Consider the following 16,839-nt stretch of genomic DNA (forward strand, 5'->3'; position numbering starts at 1 on the left):
CCCCGCGGCAGCGCCGGCCCCCGCGGCGGCTCCGGCCCCCGCGGCGGCTCCGGCCCCCGTGGCCGCCGAGGCTGCGCAGCCTCCTCCGCCTCCCGCCGAGGCGTCGGCCCCGCCTCCCTCGCCGCTGGAGCAGGAGCCCGTGGTCTACGCCGGGGAGCCCGGCACCTTTGGCGCGGACGCGACCATCTCCCTGCCGCCCGAGCCGGAGACCTTCGATCCCCGGACCTACGTGCAGGAGCTCTCGACGGTCCCCGACCCTGCGACCGCCTCCCTCGAGCTGCGCTTCATGTGGGGCAACGTCCTGCTGAACGTGGCCCACTACAAGAAGCCCAAGAAGATCACCGTCGGCGAGAGCAAGTCCTGCGACTTCTTCCTCGCGGCCGATCAGCTCGAGGCCCACGACGTCTTCCCGCTGGTGCGCTACGAGGGCGGCTACACCCTGGCCTTCACCGCCAAGATGGACGGCATGGTGCGCCTGGGCTCCGAGGTCTTCACCCTCCGTGACCTGGTCAAGGAGGGCAAGGCGCAGAAGGACGGCTCGCTGGACGGGGTCTACACCGTCACGCTCCCCTCCGACGCCCGCGCCGCGATCACCTTCGGGGGGATCACGGTGCTGGTGCGCTTCGTCACGCCTCCCACGAAGATCGCGATCCCCTGGACCGAGGGTCTGAACTACCAGTTCCTGAACCTCTTCCTCTTCGTGATGTTCATGCACCTGGCGATGATGATCACCGCCTTCAACTTCCCCTACGACACCGACCTGATGGCGGACGACCTCTTCAAGTCGCCCAACCGCTTCGCGAAGTTCATCCTGAAGCCACCGGAGCCGGTGAAGAACGAGCGGCTCGAGAAGCTGCTCGACTCCCTCAAGAAGTCGGATCCCGGCGAGGCCGCGGCCAAGGCCAAGGGCGACGAGGGGAAGATGGGCCGCAAGAAGGCCCCCGATCGCAACACGCGCTCGGCGCCGAAGGCCATCGACATCAACTCCAAGGACATCATCAAGTCCACCGGCATCTTCAAGATGCTCAAGGAGGGCGGCTCGGCCGGCGTCTCGACGATCTTCGGCAAGGGCGGCCTCGGCGGCGACCTGAACGGCGCCCTCGGCGGCCTGGTCGGCTCCTCGGTGGGTGACGCCCAGGGCGTCGGCGGCCTGGGCCTGCGCGGCACCGGCGGCGGCGGCGGCGGCCTCTCGGGCAACACCTTCGGCGTGGGCGGCATCGGCACCAAGGGCCGGGGCGGCGGCCTCGGCGGCTACGGCAGCGGCGTCGGCGGCCTCGGCAAGAAGAAGGACAGCAGCATCAACATCGATCAGGGCGAGCCCGTGATCATGGGCTCCCTGGACAAGGAGCTGATCCGCCGGGTCATCCGCGCCCACCTCTCCCAGGTCCGCTACTGCTACGAGCGGGAGCTGCAGTCCAAGCCCGGCCTCTACGGCAAGATCACCGTGAAGTTCACCATCTCGGCGATGGGCTCGGTGACGGTCGCGAAGACCGCGGCCACCACCATGAACAACAAGACGGTCGAGGAGTGTATCAACTCCCGGGTGAAGACCTGGCAGTTCCCCAAACCGAAGGGCGGCGGCATCGTCATCGTCAGTTATCCCTTCCTCTTCAAGCCCAGCGGCTAGGCTGCCGGCTTTCGCCGGGGCCGCGCTCGCGCTATGGTCCTCCCGTCGAGTGATGCACTTCTTCGCCACGCCCTCTTCTCTCGTCCGGCGCCTGCCCGGCCTGATGGCCGTGCTGGTGGCCGTCTCCCTCGCCCTCGTCCCCGCCACGGCCGCGGCCGCCGCCAAGAAGAAGCGGGGCGGCCCGATCACCAAGGACTGGGACGAGGTGGAGCGGGGGCTCTACGTCACGGGCAACTTCGGCGGAGGCATCCTCCTCGGCGCCCCGGGTGACGCCCCGGGCGCCCTGATGGGCCTCTCCTTCGGGGTGGCTGCGGGCTTCGACCTGGGCGACCGGCTGGAACTCGAGGGCTACCTCTCCGGCGTCCAGGTCGGGGCGCCCTCCTCCTACCGGGGCGAGGCCTCCGGCGCCATCGCCCCCGGCGGCGACTTCGCGACCCTCCTGATGGGCGCGCGGGTGCGCTACGGCTACCTGGGGATCTCCGACTCCCAGGGCATCGAGCGCTTCTACCTCACGGTGAGCGCCGGCGGCGGCGTGCTGACCTCGGCCCCGGCCTCTCAGCTCGGTGGCCTGCAGCCCCAGGCCTTCGGTGGCCTCGGCTTCCGCTACTACACGCGGATGCGCCACTTCTCGATCGGCCTCGACCTCGAGGCCGCCTACGGGCTGGGCACCAGCACCCTCGTGCTGCACCCCCAGCTCGGCCTCGCCTACACCTTCTAGGCGCGGCCGAAAACGGGGCTCGAACCGGCCTCACTTCCGTTTGATCGCAGGCCCCATCCCGGCCTACACTCACCCGGAATTACGCGCGTTTTCTGGAAATCGTGCGACTTCTCGGACGCGGTTCTACGGGCCCCCGTGGTGGCATCGGGCGGGGTTCCCAAGGGAGAGACATGGCAGAGGAGCATCGGGAAACCACGCGCAAGCTTCAGCTCTTTCCCGCTCATCGAGAGGCCTTCGAGGAGCTGGCGGCCCGGTACCACGAGGCCTCCTCCTGGGAGGAGCTCGCCAGGCTCTACGAGGAGCGCCTGCGCAAGGTGCCCGAGGCGCCCGACGCCCTCGATCTGAGGGAGCGGCTGGCGGTGCTCTACCACCGCAAGCTCGAGGATCTCGTCGCCGCACGAAGGCACTACGAGGCCGTCCTCCTGCGCGATCCGAGGCGCTGGGAGGCCTCCGACGGAATGGTCGAGGTGCTCCAGAGCGCCGAGGCCTGGAACGAGCTGGCCGCCCTGCTGCGCCAGCGGGTGGCCGCGGCCGAGGGCAGCGCCAAGGCCGAGCACCTCCTCGCCCTGGCCGAGCTGCAGGCCGAGAAGCTCGGGGAGCCCGACCGCGCGGTGCAGAGCTGGCGGGCCGCCTTCGCCACCGACAAGGCCCAGCACGGGGCGCTGGCCCGGGCCCGGGAGCAGCTGATCTCCGACGGCCGCCTCTCGGAGGCGGCGCGCCTGGCCACCATGGAGCTCGAGGCCGGCGCACCCGAGCTCGGGCCGGTCTTCGCCTCCCTCGGGGAGCGGCTGGCCGCCTTCGCCTGGTACCGGGAGCAGGCCACGCGCCTGCTGGAGCAGGCCGGGGAGATCGACGCCGACGCGTACGGTGAGCTCAAGGAGAAGGTCCTCGAGGCCTACGCCGAGGAGTCCAAGAGCTGGAAGGAGCAGGCCCGGGCCCTGCGGGCCGAGGCCGTGGACGCCCGCGACAAGCGGGTGGCCGCCGACGCCTACCTGCGCATCGCCATGCTCCACGCCCTCTACGCCGACGACGGCGAGAAGGTGCGGGAGAACCTCGAGCGCGTCTTCCTGCTGGATCCGGGCTGCCGCTCGGCCCTCGACTTCCTCGAGGACTTCCACAGCCAGAAGCAGGACTACGAGGGGCTGGCCGCCGCCTACGAGACCCTCGCCGGCTCGGTGAAGGATCGGGACATGGCCGCCGAGGTCCTCGTCCGTCTCTCCCGGGTGCGGGAGCAGCGCCTCGACGACGCCGAGGGCGGCCGGGCGGCCCTGATCAAGGTCCTCGAGACCGACCCCAGCCACGCGGTGGCGGCCTCGGCGCTGGCCTTCGCCTACCAGCGGCAGGAGGCCTGGCAGGAGGCCGCCCACGTCCTCGAGGCTCGCCTCGCCGCCGGCGGTGACAAGAGCGAGCGGGTGCGTCTGCACCGCGAGCTCGCCGAGCTGCACCTCGAGCACCTCGACTCGCGCGCCGCCGCGCGCACCCACCTCGAGGCCGCCCTCGATCTCGAGCCCGGCAACGCCGAGGTCGCCGGTCGCCTCGAGACCCTCTACGCCGAGGACGAGGCCTGGGAGAAGGTCGCCCGGATGCTCGAGCGCCTGGTGGAGGCCACCGAGGACATCGAGACCCGGCAGCGCCTCCTCGATCGCCTGGCCACCCTCGAGGCCGAGGAGCTGAAGCGCCCGGGGGAGGCCGCGCAGGCCCTGCAGCGCCTGCTCTCCCTCGATCCCGGCCGCAAGCGGGCCGTGGCCCAGCTGCGGGAGGCCGCCGAGGCCGCCGGCGACTCGGTCCTGCTGACCCGGGGCCTGGCGATCGCCGCCGAGCTGGCCACCGAGGACCGCCGCAAGGTGGAGCTGTGGCAGGAGCTGGGCGCTGCCTGGGAGGCCGCGGGGGACACCCGGGCAGCCTCCGAGGCCTACCGGCGCGTCCTCGTGATCGCGCCGGCCGACGCCGACGCCAACGCCGGCCTCGAGCGGACCCTCACCGAGAGCGGGAGCCCCGAGGAGGTCGCCGAGGCCCTCACCACCAAGCTCGCCGCCGCCGAGAGCGCCGACGAGAAGCGGGTGGCCGGCCTGAAGCTGGCCGCGCACCAGGCCGACACCATGCAGGACGCCGCCGCCGCGCGGCAGACCCTCGAGGGGCTCCTGGAGGGGGCGCCCGAGGATCCCGAGATCCTCCGAGCGCTGCTGGGGGTGCTCGAGGCCGCCGGCGATCTCGAGGCCCGCATCGAGGTCCTCTCCCGGGTCGTCGAGTCGGACGCCGCCGACGTCAGCCGGGGGCTGGAGCTCGCCGGGCTCCTGGCCGAGGCCGGCAAGGCCGAGGAGGCCACCGCCCGGCTCGTCGCCGTGGACGACGCCGCGCCCGAGCATCCGGCCGTGATCGAGGTGCTCGCCCGCTTCTGCGAGGGCAAGGACGCCGCGCCGGAGCTCCTCGATCGGCTCGAGCGCCGCCTGGAGGCAGGCGGCGAGTGGACCCGCCTGCTCCAGCTGCTCGAGGATCGGGTCGCCCACGTGGGGGACGACATCGCGCAGAAGGCCGGCCTGCTGCGCCGGGTGGCGTCGCTGCAGGAGGAGCGCCTGGCGGACAAGCGGGCCGCGCTGCTGGCCCTGGGCGGCGCCGCGCGCCTGACGCCCCAGGACCGGGAGCTCACCGACGAGCTGCAGCGCCTGGCCACCGAGGCGGGCGCCCACACCGAGTACGAGGCCCTGCTGGGCGAGATCTACGAGGCCGCCCAGGAGTCGGGCGCGGGCCCCGAGCTCCTGCGCCCCCTGCAGGTCGCCCGCGCGAAGCTGCGGGCCGAGGTCCTCGGCGACGCCGAGGGCGCCGCCACCGTCTACCAGCGGCTGGTGGAGGCGACCGATCCGAAGGATCCGATCCACCACGACTCCCTGCAGGCCCTGGCGCGGATCGCCCGGGACACCCAGCAGTGGCCCGAGCTGGCCGCGACCCTGGAGCGCCTGGTGCCGCTGGCGGCGACGCCGCCGGACAAGGCTCGCCTCCTCCTCGAGCGGGGCGAGGTGCAGGAGCAGTACCTCCAGCAGCACGCCGAGGCGGCGGCCACCCTGCGCGCGGCCCTGGAGGCCGGGGCGGGGGAGGCCGAGGTCCTGCCCTCCCTGGCCAGGGCCCTCGAGGCCGCCGGGGACGAGGAGGGCCTCTCGGAGATCATCCTGCGGCAGGCCGCCCTCGCAGCGGCCACCGGAGACGAGCACGCCTCCGGGCGGCTGAAGCTCAAGAGCGCCCAGCTCGCCCGCTCCCTCGGGCGGGCGGACGAGGCGGTGGAGCAGTTCCGTCAGGTGCTGCTGGAGCGGCCGGGCGATCCCGACGCCCGGGAGGGGCTGCGCTCCCTCCTCGACGCGCCCGAGATCGGCAAGGACGCCGCGCTGGCGCTGGCCGCGGCCTGCGAGAAGACCCACGACTCGGCGGAGGTGACCGAGCTCCTCGAGCGCCTCGCCGTGATCACCGAGGGCGCCGAGCGCGCCGGCCACCTCGAGCGGGCGGCCGAGCTCTACGCCAGCGAGCTGCACCAGCGGGCGCCGGCCCTCGGGGCACTGCTGCGCGCGCGCGAGGCCCGCGGCGGTGAGGGCCTCGAGGAGCCGATCGCCAAGATGGCGGCGTCGATCGACGAGGTCGATCGCTTCATCGAGACCGTCGAGGCCCTGGAGCAGAACCTGAGCGGCACCACCCTGGTGCTGGCCTGGCGGCTCCTCGCCGAGCAGACCGCCGCCAAGGCCGCCACCCGCGAGGTGGGCATCGCGGCCTACGAGAAGATCCTCGGCGCGGACGCGGCGAACGCCGAGGCCCTCGAGGGCCTGCACGCCCTCTACCGGGTCACCGAGCGCTGGCCCGATCTCCACGCGCACAGCGTGCGGCGCGCCGAGCTCGCCACCGAGCCGGCCGAGCAGATCCGCCACTGGCGGGAGGCCGGGCGGGTAGCCGAGGAGCGGCTGGAGGATCCGGGCCTGGCCGCGGACGCCCACCGCAAGGTCGTCGAGATCGCGCCGGACGACGCCGAGTCCTCCCGGGTGCTCGACCGCCTCTACCAGAAGCTGGGCCGGCGGGACGATCTGGCCTGGGTGCTCGACCTGCAGCGCAAGTCGGCGTCCACCGTCGACCGCAAGCGGGACATCACCTTCCGCCTGGCGGAGCTGGTGCGCGAGGCCGGCAGGGCCGCGGAGGCGATCGAGCTCTACGGCGAGGTGCTGCAGCTGGAGGAGACCCACGCCCCGGCCCGGGAGGCCCTCGAGGCCATCACCCGCGCGGGCGGCGACACCTCGCCCAAGGCCTACGCCCTCCTCGACGAGGTGCTGGCCAAGACCGGCAACCACCGCGAGCGCATCGACCTGCGCGAGGCCCGCCTGGCGGGCGGCGGCGAGGCCGATCCCGAGCTGGCCACCCGGCTCTTCTCCGAGCTGCGCCAGATCCACGCCGACAAGCTCAAGGCCCCCGAGATGGCCTTCATGATCGCCTGCCGGCAGATCGGCAAGCGCATCGACACCCTGGCCGCGGCCACCGCGGCCGCCGAGCTCGCCGACGCCCTCCAGAACCACGAAGATCTCTGGGAGGTGCTCGAGGAGAGCGCCGAGGGTCTGGAGGAGGGCGATCCCCAGGCCATCGAGCTCTTCCGGCGCGCGGCGGCGCTGAAGACCGCCCACGGCTCGGCCGAGGCCGCCATCTCCGCCTGGAAGCGGGTGCAGGCCCTGGCCCCCGAAGACCGCGAGGTCCTCGACCAGCTGGAGGGCCTCTTCAACAAGAAGGCCGACGCCCAGAACCTCGTCGACCTCTACCGGACCAAGGTCGACCTGGCGAAGGATGGCGGCGAGCGCTCGGTGGCTCGCCTGGAGCTGGCCAAGCTCCTGGAGCAGGCGGGCGACGACGAGAAGGCCATCGACGCCTTCGAGCTGATCGTGGCCGAGCCCAACGCCGACGCGAAGGCCCGCACCTCGGCCCTGCGCGAGCTGGAGCGGCTCTACGCGAAGGCCGAGCGGCCGCAGGACCAGGCCCGGATCCTGGCCAACCTGGTGAAGGCCCTGGAGGAGGAGACCGAGCGCTTCCGCTACCTCGTCCGCCTCGGCGCGATCTTCGAGGAGCACGACGGCAGCCCCACCCGGGCGCTGGAGATCTACCGCTCGGTGGTGGCCGCCTCCACCGAGGGCGAGGAGTCCGCTCCCGGGCAGGCCGAGCTGGCCGCCGCCATCACCGGCCTCGAGCGCCTGCTGGTGAACGAGGCCTCCCGGGTCTCGGCCGCCGCCGGCCTCGAGCCCATCTACCGGGCCCGCGGGGAGGGGAGGAAGCTCACCGAGGTCCTGGAGATCCGCCTGCCCACCGAGGCCGATCCGGACGCCCGCCTGGGCCTCTTCCGCGAGATCGCGAGCCTCTACGAGGAGCGGGTGGGGCAGCCGCCCCTGGCCTTCATGGTCTGGTGCCGCGCCATGCGCGAGATGCCCCAGGAGGAGGAGGTGCGCGAGCGCATCGAGGTCCTCGCCCAGGTCACCGAGTCCTGGGAGGAGCTCGCCGGGCTCTACCGCGAGGTCCTGGAGAAGGCCGATCCCGGCGCGGACTGGGTCCTGCCGCTGCACGCCCGCACCGCCGAGATCTACGAGGTCTCGCTGGGGCAGCCCACCAAGGCGATCCTCCACCGGCAGGCCCTCGCCGAGGCCACCGGGGAGATCGAGGCCCTCGAGTCCCTCGCCGTCCTGCTGCGCGAGGCCCGCTCACCCGAGCTGATCGGCGTCGATCGCAAGCTGATCGAGGCCACCGACGATCCCTCGCGCAAGCGCGCCCTCTGGATGGAGGTCGCCGGGGTGGCCGAGGCCACCCAGCCCGTGGACGCCGTCTCGGCCTTCCGCGAGATCGTGACCCTCGACGGCGACGATCCCGACCCCGAGGTGCTGCAGCGCCTCGGGCGGGTGCTCTCCGAGCTCGAGCGCTGGGACGAGCTCTGCGAGGTCCTGGCGATGGAAGTCGAGCTGGCCAAGAAGGCCGGCGACGCCCACGCCGAGGCCGAGTGGCGCTTCCGCTGGGGGCGCGTCCTCCAGGTGCGCCTGCGCCGCCCCGACGAGGCGGTGGACATCTACGAGGCGGCCCTGGCCGCCGAGCCCGCCTCCACCGGCGCCGTGGCCGGCCTCGAGGAGATCCTCCAGTCGGGGGTCGAGGCCTGGGCCCGCACCGCCGCCGCCCGGGCCGCGCGCGTGCTCAAGCCGCGCTACGAGAAGGGGGCCGACTCGGCACGCCTGATCAAGGCCCTGGAGATCCTCGCCTCCGCCTCCGAGGATCCGGAGGAGCAGTCGAGCTTCCTCTGCGAGATCGCCGACGTCTACGCCTCCAGCCAGCAGAGCGAGGAGATGGCCTTCATGAGCATCACTCGCGCGCTCCAGGCCCTGCCCTGGAATCGCGAGGCCCTCTCCCGCCTGGAGGCGCTCTCCGAGCAGAGCGAGCTCCAGGAGGAGGAGGCCGAGCTGCTCGAGAGCCTGGTGGGCTCCGTGCGCGACGACGAGGTCGTCGCCCTCTACCTGCGCCGGCTGGGCAAGCTGCAGGCCGACGCGGGTGAGGTCGAGGCGGCCATCGGCCACTACCAGCGGCTGCTGGAGATCCACCCCTCCGACACCCTGGCCCTCGATCGCCTCTCCCGCCTCACCCGCCTCGAGGGTGACCTCGACGCCCACATCGAGGTCCTGCGCCGCCAGTTCACGGCGACCGAGGCGGTCGCCGATCGCGTGAAGCTGCTGCGCCAGATCGCCCTGGTGCAGGAGCAGCAGCAGGGCGACGTCGGCGCCGCGATGGCCACCTGGCGTCAGCTCACGGAGCTGGCCCCGGACGATCGCGAGGCCTGGGCTCACCTCGACGACCTCTGTCAGCGCCAGGAGCGCTGGACCGAGCTCGACGACATCCTCCGCCGGGAGGCCGAGCTGGCCGCCGAGGCGAAGGACGTCCCGGCGCAGGTGGGCTACTTCCACCGCCTGGCCGAGCTCAAGGAGAGCCGCCTCCTCGATCCGGACGGCGCCCTCGTCCTCCACCGCGAGGTCCTGGCGCTCGAGCCGGGCCACGCCGCCACCGTGGAGCGGGTGGAGCAGCTGCTGCGCGAGCAGAAGGATCGCGTCGATCTCGCGCGCCTCCTCGAGGACGTCTACCGCTCGCAGGCGGCCTGGCCGCAGCTGCTCTCGGTGCTCGACGTGCGCGCCGGCTACGAGCCGGAGAAGGAGGTCCGCCTCGAGGTGCTCTGGGAGATGCACGAGATCCAGGAGCGACGCCTGGGCTCCCCGGAGATGGCCTTCATCCTGCTGTGCCGGGCCTTCAACCTCCTGCCCACCGACCCCGAGGTGCGGGCCGGCCTCGAGCGCCTGGCCGAGCTCACCGAGCAGCACGAGGAGCTGGTGGCGGTCTACGAGGACGCCATCGACGAGATCGGGGTGCCCGAGGTGCTGGCCGAGATGAGCCTCACCGTCGGCCGGATCTACGAGACGAAGCTCGAGGATCCCGAGACCGCCCTGAACCACTACGAGCAGGTGAAGAAGATCGATCCGGACTGCCTGCCCGCGCTGCAGGCCCTGGATCGGCTCTACCGCCGGCGCGAGGACTGGCACGACCTGGCCGAGACCCTCACCCACCAGGCCGAGCTCACCTCCGACGCCGAGGAGAAGACCGCCGTGCTCTTCCGCCTCGGCCAGCTCTACGCCGACAAGATGCAAGCCACGGATCGTGCGGTGGCGATCTTCGAGGAGCTCCTCGAGGTGCAGCCGGGCCACCTGCCGGCCCTGCGGAGCATCGAGCAGCTCTACGCCGAGGCCGGCGCCTGGCAGAAGCTGGCGGCGAACCTCGAGGTGCAGCTGGAGGCCGCCAAGGACGACGCCGCCCGCGAGCGGCTCATCGGCCGCCTGGCCGATGTCCTCGGTGAGCACCTCGGCGAGCACGAGCGGGCCATCGGCCTGTGGAAGGACGTCCTGGAGCTGAACAAGCGCTCCGAGGCGGCCCAGGCTGCCCTCGAGCGCCTCTACGAGGCCTCCGAGCAGTGGGAGGTGCTGGCCGACCACCTCAAGAGCCGCCTGGAGCGGACCATCGATCCGCGGGAGATCACCCGCCTCAACGATCGGCTGGGCTGGGTCATGGGCGCGAAGCTCGGCCAGGCCTCCGACGCCATCGCCTCCTTCCGGGCGGTGCTCGAGCGGGATCCCCGCAACCTGCGGGCCCTCGAGGCCCTGCGGGACATCTACGACACCGAGGGCAGCTGGAACGAGCTGGTCACGGTGCTCAAGCGGCTGGTGCCCCTGCAGGACACCCCCGAGGGCACCAAGGCCGTGCGGATGCGGCTGGCCGAGGTGCTCGGCCGCGAGCTCGACAACCGGGACGAGGCGATCGAGGCCTGCCGGCGCTACCTCGACGTGGAGCCGCACCTGGAGGACGAGCTCCTCTCCCTCGAGGGGCTGCTGCGCGAGCTGAAGGCGCCGGGCGAGGCCGTGAAGGTGATGGAGGCCCGGGCGCGGGTGATCACCCACGAGCTCGAGCTGGAGCAGACGCGCGCCGAGCACGAGGAGGGTGAGGCCCTCGAGGCCCGCGAGGCGAGCCTGGAGGACATCCGGGCCCACCTGGTGGTGGTGCTCTTCGAGATCGCGCGCACCTACGCCGACGACGTGAAGCGGGTCGCCTCCGGCGCCGAGGCGCTGGAGCAGGTGCTGGTGGCCGATCCCGGCAACCGCGAGGCCGTGACCAAGCTGCGCGCGATCTACGAGAAGAGTGATCGCTGGCGGGAGATGGCCACCCTGGTCGAGGGGTTGCTGCCCCACGCCGCCGACGACGAGGAGCGGCGGTCCCTGCAGCTGGAGATCGCCTACCTGCAGGAGGAGAAGCTCGGGCAGAAGGAGATGGCCTTCCTCGCCCTCGGGCGGGCCTTCGCCGAGCGGCCGGACGACGAGCAGATCGAGGCCGGCCTCTTCCGGCTGGCCGAGGAGGCCGACACCTGGGACGAGCTGGCCGTGGTCATCGAGGAGATCGCGGACGATCAGCCCCCCGGGCCCGCCAAGGCCAACGCCCTCCTCAAGCTCGCCGAGGTGCAGGACCAGCGCCTGGACGACCCGGACGAGGCCGAGGCGGCCATCCGTCAGGTGCTCTCCTTCGACCCCTCCTCCACGCCCGCCCTGGAGATGCTCTCGAAGCTCTTCGTGGCCCGGGGGCAGGCCTCGAACCTGGTCGTGGCCCTGGAGCAGAAGCTGGAGGTCACCGGCGAGCCCGAGGAGCAGAAGAAGGTGCTCGCCCGGATCGCCGAGGTCTACGAGCAGGACCTCGACGACATGGAGGAGGCCATCGCCACCTGGCGCCGGATCACCGACCTGGACGGTGCCTGCGTCATGGCCATCGACAACCTGGCCCGGATCTACGAGGCCTCGGAGTCCTGGGACGAGCTCGTGGGGATCCTCGAGCGCGCCGCCGAGGTCTCCTCCGAGCAGCGGGCCGACCGGATGTTCCAGGTCGGTGAGATCCACGAGGAGCGCCGCAAGGACGACGCCTCCGCCATCCGCGCCTGGCAGAGCGGCCTGGAGGAGAACCCGACCCACGAGCCCAGCCTCAACGCCCTGGAGCAGATCTACACCCGCCTCGAGCGCTGGAACGAGCTGCTGCGCACCTACGAGGCGCAGGTCGAGGCCACCGAGGACGCCGACGCCAAGGTCGCCTTCCTCCTGAAGATCTCGACCCTGCAGGAGAGCCAGTTCGACAACCCGCCCAACGCCCTCGACGCCTACGAGCGGGCCCTGGCCATCGACCCCGAGCACACCAACGCGCTCGAGGGGCAGATCCGCCAGCTGCGCGCCCTCGAGGAGTGGGAGCGCCTCATCGGCGCCCTCGAGCACAAGCTCTCCATGACCCGGGACGAGGAGACGGCGGTCCAGCTGCACATCGAGCTGGGCAACGTCTGGCACGATCAGCTGCAGCGGGTGGACAAGGCCGAGACGGTCTTCTCCCAGGCGCTGGAGATCCTCCCCGAGAGCCGCGACGCCCTCGGGGCGCTGGGCAAGCTCTACGAGAAGAGCGGCAACTGGTCGCCGGCGCTGGAGATGATGCAGCGCGAGGTGACCATCGCGGGCACCTCCGACGACGCGGTCGAGATCTACCACCGCATGGGTAAGATCTACGAGGACATGCTCCTCGACACCGCGGCGGCTCGCGCCAACTACGAGCAGGCCCTGGAGATCGATCCCGGCTACCTGCCCGCCATCCAGTCGATGAAGTCCCTCTCCGAGCTGGAGAAGGACTGGGGGCAGTACCTCGAGGCGCTGGTCCAGGAGGCGAAGCACACCGACGACCTCGCGCGGAAGACACGGCTGCTCCACCAGATCGGCGTCTTCTACCGCGACCAGCGGGAGGATCCCGACGGCGCCATCCGCTACTTCGAGGAGGCGCTCACCAAGACCGAGGACGACCTCCAGAGCGCCGAGGACGCCTACCCCCTCTACCTCGGCCGCGAGGACTGGGAGCGGGGCGAGCAGCTCCTGCGCATCGTCTGCAAGGGTCAGGAGGCCGCGGGCCTCGATGGGCCCGAGCTCTGCCAGCGCTGGTACAAGCTGGGCTACGTCCGCCAGAAGCTCGAGGCGGCCGAGGGCGCCCTGGAGGCCTTCGAGAAGGCCTACGAGAACGACCCGACCTACCTCCCGGCCCTCGAGGGCCTCGGGGCGGCCCTGGTCGGCGCCGCCCGCTGGGAGGAGGCCCTGAAGATCTACCAGGCCATCCTCATCCACCACCGGGAGTCGGTCACCGACCTCGAGGTGGTCGAGTACTACTGGCAGCTCGGCGAGATCAACCTGAAGCTCGACGAGCGCGAGCGGGCCGTGAAGAACTTCGAGAAGGCCCTGGAGATCGATCCGCGGCACTCGCCGGCCCTCACCAGCCTGGTCCGCATCCTGGAGGAGGACGACGCCTGGGACGAGGCCATCGAGCTGCGCACCCGGCTCCTCGACGCCCTCGATCCGGACGAGCGCTACGAGATGTACCTCGCCATCGGGCAGGCCTCCTCCGAGAAGCAGATGGACCCCTACTCGGCGATCGACGCCTACATGGGGGCCCACAAGCTCAAGGAGAACGCCCTGGCGCCGCTGCAGTCGCTGCTCCTCCTCTACCGGGAGACCCGGCAGGCGGCGAAGGCGGTGGAGATCCTCGAGCGCCTGCTCTCCCACCCGGAGGTGCAGGCCGAGGTGAACCTCCAGAAGCGCTACGAGCTCACCCTGGCCGAGATCTACCGGGACGACCTCAAGGATCCCGATCAGGCGGTCTACCACTTCGACCGCGCCCTGGATCTCGACTACACCCTCGCGCCGGCCCTGGCCGCGATCGAGGAGATCCTCGGCAAGCGCAAGCGCTGGCAGGAGCTCGAGCAGGCCTACTCCCGGATGATCCAGCGGATCCCCAAGGGGCCGCAGACCCGGGCCGTGCGGGTGGGGCTCTGGCGCGCGGTGGGCGATCTCTACCGCAACGCCCTGCGCAACCTCGACGGAGCCATCGCCGCCTACCAGGTGGTGACCCGGGCCGACCCCGAGGACGTGGACGCCATCGAGACCTACGCCAGCCTCCTCGCCGCCAAGCCCGGCGCCGAGGCGGACGCCATCACCGCCTTCCAGATGGCGCTGAAGGTCACCGACGAGCCGGCCCGGGTGGCCCGGGCGCTCCTGCGGCTGCACACCGCCCGCAAGAGCTTCGATCGCGCCTTCTGCGTCTCGGCGGTGATCAACGTGCTCATCGGCAACCCCGAGCCCGAGGAGCAGCAGTTCTTCGAGCGCATCAAGCCCTACGCGCCGGAGCGGGCCACCCGCTCGCTCACCGACCGGCTCTGGGAGCAGCAGCTCTACCACGATAAGCTCAAGGGGCCCGTGGCCGACATCCTGGCCATCCTCTACGAGCAGGCGGGCCCGGCGATCGCCGTGGACCTGAAGGTCGAGGGCGTGAACGTCCGCAAGGATCGGGTCGACGTCGCCAGCTCCCCCCTCTACTTCGCCAACATGTACCGCTACGTGGGCAAGGTGCTGGGGATGGAGGCGGTGGCGCTCTACCAGCGCCTCGACCAGACCGAGGGGCTGGCGGTGCTCAACACCAGCCCGCTCTCCCTGGCGGCGAGCGAGGAGATGCTCGGCCGCTCCAGCAAGCGGGAGCTCTGGTTCGCGATCGGCAAGGCCATGGCCTTCTGCCGGCCGGAGCTGGCCCTCGGCCGGGTCCTCGACCTCGAGCACCTCGACCTGCTCCTGCAGTCCGCGGCCTCCCTGGTGCGGCCGGGCTTCCCGGTGAACCTGCACCCCCAGGAGGTGCAGCGGACCCAGGCCCAGCTGCGCAAGGTGCTCTCCCCGGAGGCCACCCAGGCCCTGGCCCGGGTCGTCCGGGACTGGAGCCCCGAGCGGGCGCTGGCCGATCTGCGGGACTACGCCGCCGGCGTCGAGCACACCGCCAACCGCGCCGGGATCCTCCTGGCCGGAGACATCGCCGTCGCGCGCTCCTGCCTCATGGAGGACAAGGGCGGGGCGGCCAAGCTGCCCTTCCGCACCAAGGTGCGAGATCTCGTCATGTTCTGCCTCTCCGAGGAGTTCTTCCAGGTTCGCGAGGCCCTCGGTCTCGCCGTACAGATCCCGACCTGATCTGGGACGTAGGGAGGGGTGTAGGACGAGTGGATCCCGTGGATCCGGGCGCCTCTTCCAACCTCCTGAAAATTGGACGTGGCGCGCGGCAGGGTGCTAGCGTGAATCATTGACCGACGTGGGCCTCGCGAGGGTCCGCGCTTCGTGCCAACAACGAAAAGAGCCCGGAAATCATGAAGTTCGCCTGCGACGAATGCGGAGCCCAGTACATGATTGCCGACGAGAAGGTCGGCACGAAGGGCGTGAAGGTCAAGTGCAAGAAGTGCTCTCACGTCATCGTGGTGCGGCCTCAGCTCGAGACCGACCCCGGTGTGGAGCCAGAGGACTCCTTGACCCAGATCGAGGCGCCCACCGGACTGGAGGCCGAGGCCTCCCTGGAGGAGGGGTTCGACGCCACCGTGGTGTTGCCCAACCCCATGGCCCAGGAGTCCGAGGCGGAGCTGGACGACGAGGCGCCGCCCGCCCCCGCGGCGGGGCAGGGGATGCCCGTCCCGATGGCCGCCTCCGCGCCCGATCTCGATGACGCCGGAGGTGGCCTCGAGGCCGCCGGCGGTCTAGGTGGGCTCGACGACGACCTCGGCGCGGCCCTGGGGGCCGAGCTGGGCGCCGAGCTGGGAGAGCTCGGCGACGACATCGCGCCGCCGGCCAACGGCAGCACCGCCCCGCAGGCCCCGGCCGCCCAGACCGAGGTGGCCGCCAGCGCGCCCGCCGCCGCGCCCGCTGCCGCGCCCGCTGCCGCGCCCTCCTCCGGTCCCGAGGACGAGATCGGGATGGCCTTCGACAGCATCTTCGGGGACGGCCCCGCGCCGGCCACCGATCCCGCCGTCCCCTCGGATCCCTTCTCCTCGGACGTGGACGACGCCTTCGACGCCGCCCTCGGCGAGGATTCCGGCGGCTACGAGGACGAGCACGCCTCCACCCGGGTCTTCGACACCAACTCCATGCGCCTGGTCGCCAGCGAGCGCGAGCGTCACTCGGACGACTTCTACGATGGCGGCTACGACGACGAGGGCGACTACGGGGCAGGACCGGAGGACACCGGTGAGGCCGAGTGGTACGTCGCGGTCCAGGACGAGCAGGTCGGGCCGCTGACCGTCGCCGAGGTGCAGCACCGCTGGGAGGCCGGGGACATCGGCCCCGACAGCCTCTGCTGGAAGAACGGGATGGGGGACTGGGAGCCCCTCTCCACGGTCGAGGGCCTCAAGGATCTCATCGCCCCGGTGCGCGAGGCCCTGGTGGCCGAGCCGGCGCCCGCGGCGAGCGCCCCCGAGCCCGCCGCGTTGTCCTCGGCAGCGGACGAGCCGGACAGCGGCTGGAAGCCGGGCGCGGCCGCGCTCCTGGCGTCCCTCGCGGCGGACGAGATGGACGCGCTCGAGAACGAGCCGGTCGAGACCCTCGCCGCCCCCACCGCCGATCCGGTGGGCCTCCCGCACGCCCCCGAGCCCCAGGCGCCGCTCGGCGGCGCTCTCGGTGGGCTCGATCTGGGCAACCTCCCGCCGCCGCCGACCCCGGAGCCGGAGCTGCCTCCCGCGATGGCGCCGCAGACCCCGGCCGGGGCCTTCCAGCCCGAGCCCGCGACCCGGCCGCCGCCGGCCTACGCGGCCGCCGCCGCGCCGGCGCCGCATCACACGCCGGCCGCGGTGCACCCGCTGCCGGTGGGGCCCGCCACCGGCGCCGTCCCCATCATGGGGGCGCCGCCCCAGCAACTGACCATGGGCAAGCTCGCCGCCCTCGGTGGTGGCCTGGTGGGGGTGCTCAGCCTGATCATCTTCGGCGGCCTCTGGGCCGGCGGGGTCTTCGACAAGGAGACCGCCACCGCCGATCCCGTCGAGCCCGCCGCCCCGGCCGCCGCCGCGCCGGTGGCCGCTGCCCCGACGGCCGCCGCCCCCGAG

General features: G+C 72.2%; 4 protein-coding genes. All 4 read left to right on the forward strand.

The window, feature by feature from the left end; translation table 11 throughout:
• The coding region (locus P1V51_25050; GenBank protein MDF1566324.1) for an AgmX/PglI C-terminal domain-containing protein at nucleotides 1-1,627 on the forward strand (1,627 nt) is incomplete at its 5' end.
• 52 nt (nucleotides 1,628-1,679) lie between these two features.
• On the forward strand, nucleotides 1,680-2,345 hold the full coding sequence (gene cglE, locus P1V51_25055) for an adventurous gliding motility protein CglE (protein ID MDF1566325.1): 666 nt from the start codon (nucleotides 1,680-1,682) through the stop codon (nucleotides 2,343-2,345).
• Between the two features lie 170 nt (nucleotides 2,346-2,515).
• Nucleotides 2,516-14,947 carry a tetratricopeptide repeat protein gene (locus tag P1V51_25060; GenBank protein MDF1566326.1) on the forward strand — a complete coding sequence of 4,144 codons (12,432 nt, stop codon included), beginning with the start codon at nucleotides 2,516-2,518 and terminating at the stop codon, nucleotides 14,945-14,947.
• A 173-nt stretch (nucleotides 14,948-15,120) separates the two neighbouring features.
• A partial coding sequence (locus P1V51_25065) for a GYF domain-containing protein (GenBank protein MDF1566327.1) occupies nucleotides 15,121-16,839 on the forward strand: 1,719 nt, incomplete at its 3' end.

Source organism: Deltaproteobacteria bacterium (genome assembly GCA_029210625.1).
In the GTDB taxonomy this organism is placed as follows: Bacteria; Myxococcota; Myxococcia; order SLRQ01; family SLRQ01; genus JARGFU01.

Bases quoted from the DNA above. Each gene is read 5' to 3' on its own strand.
- cglE (MDF1566325.1), top strand. From the start codon at position 1,680: ATGCACTTCTTCGCCACGCCCTCTTCTCTCGTCCGGCGCCTGCCCGGC.
- P1V51_25060 (MDF1566326.1), top strand. From the start codon at position 2,516: ATGGCAGAGGAGCATCGGGAAACCACGCGCAAGCTTCAGCTCTTTCCC.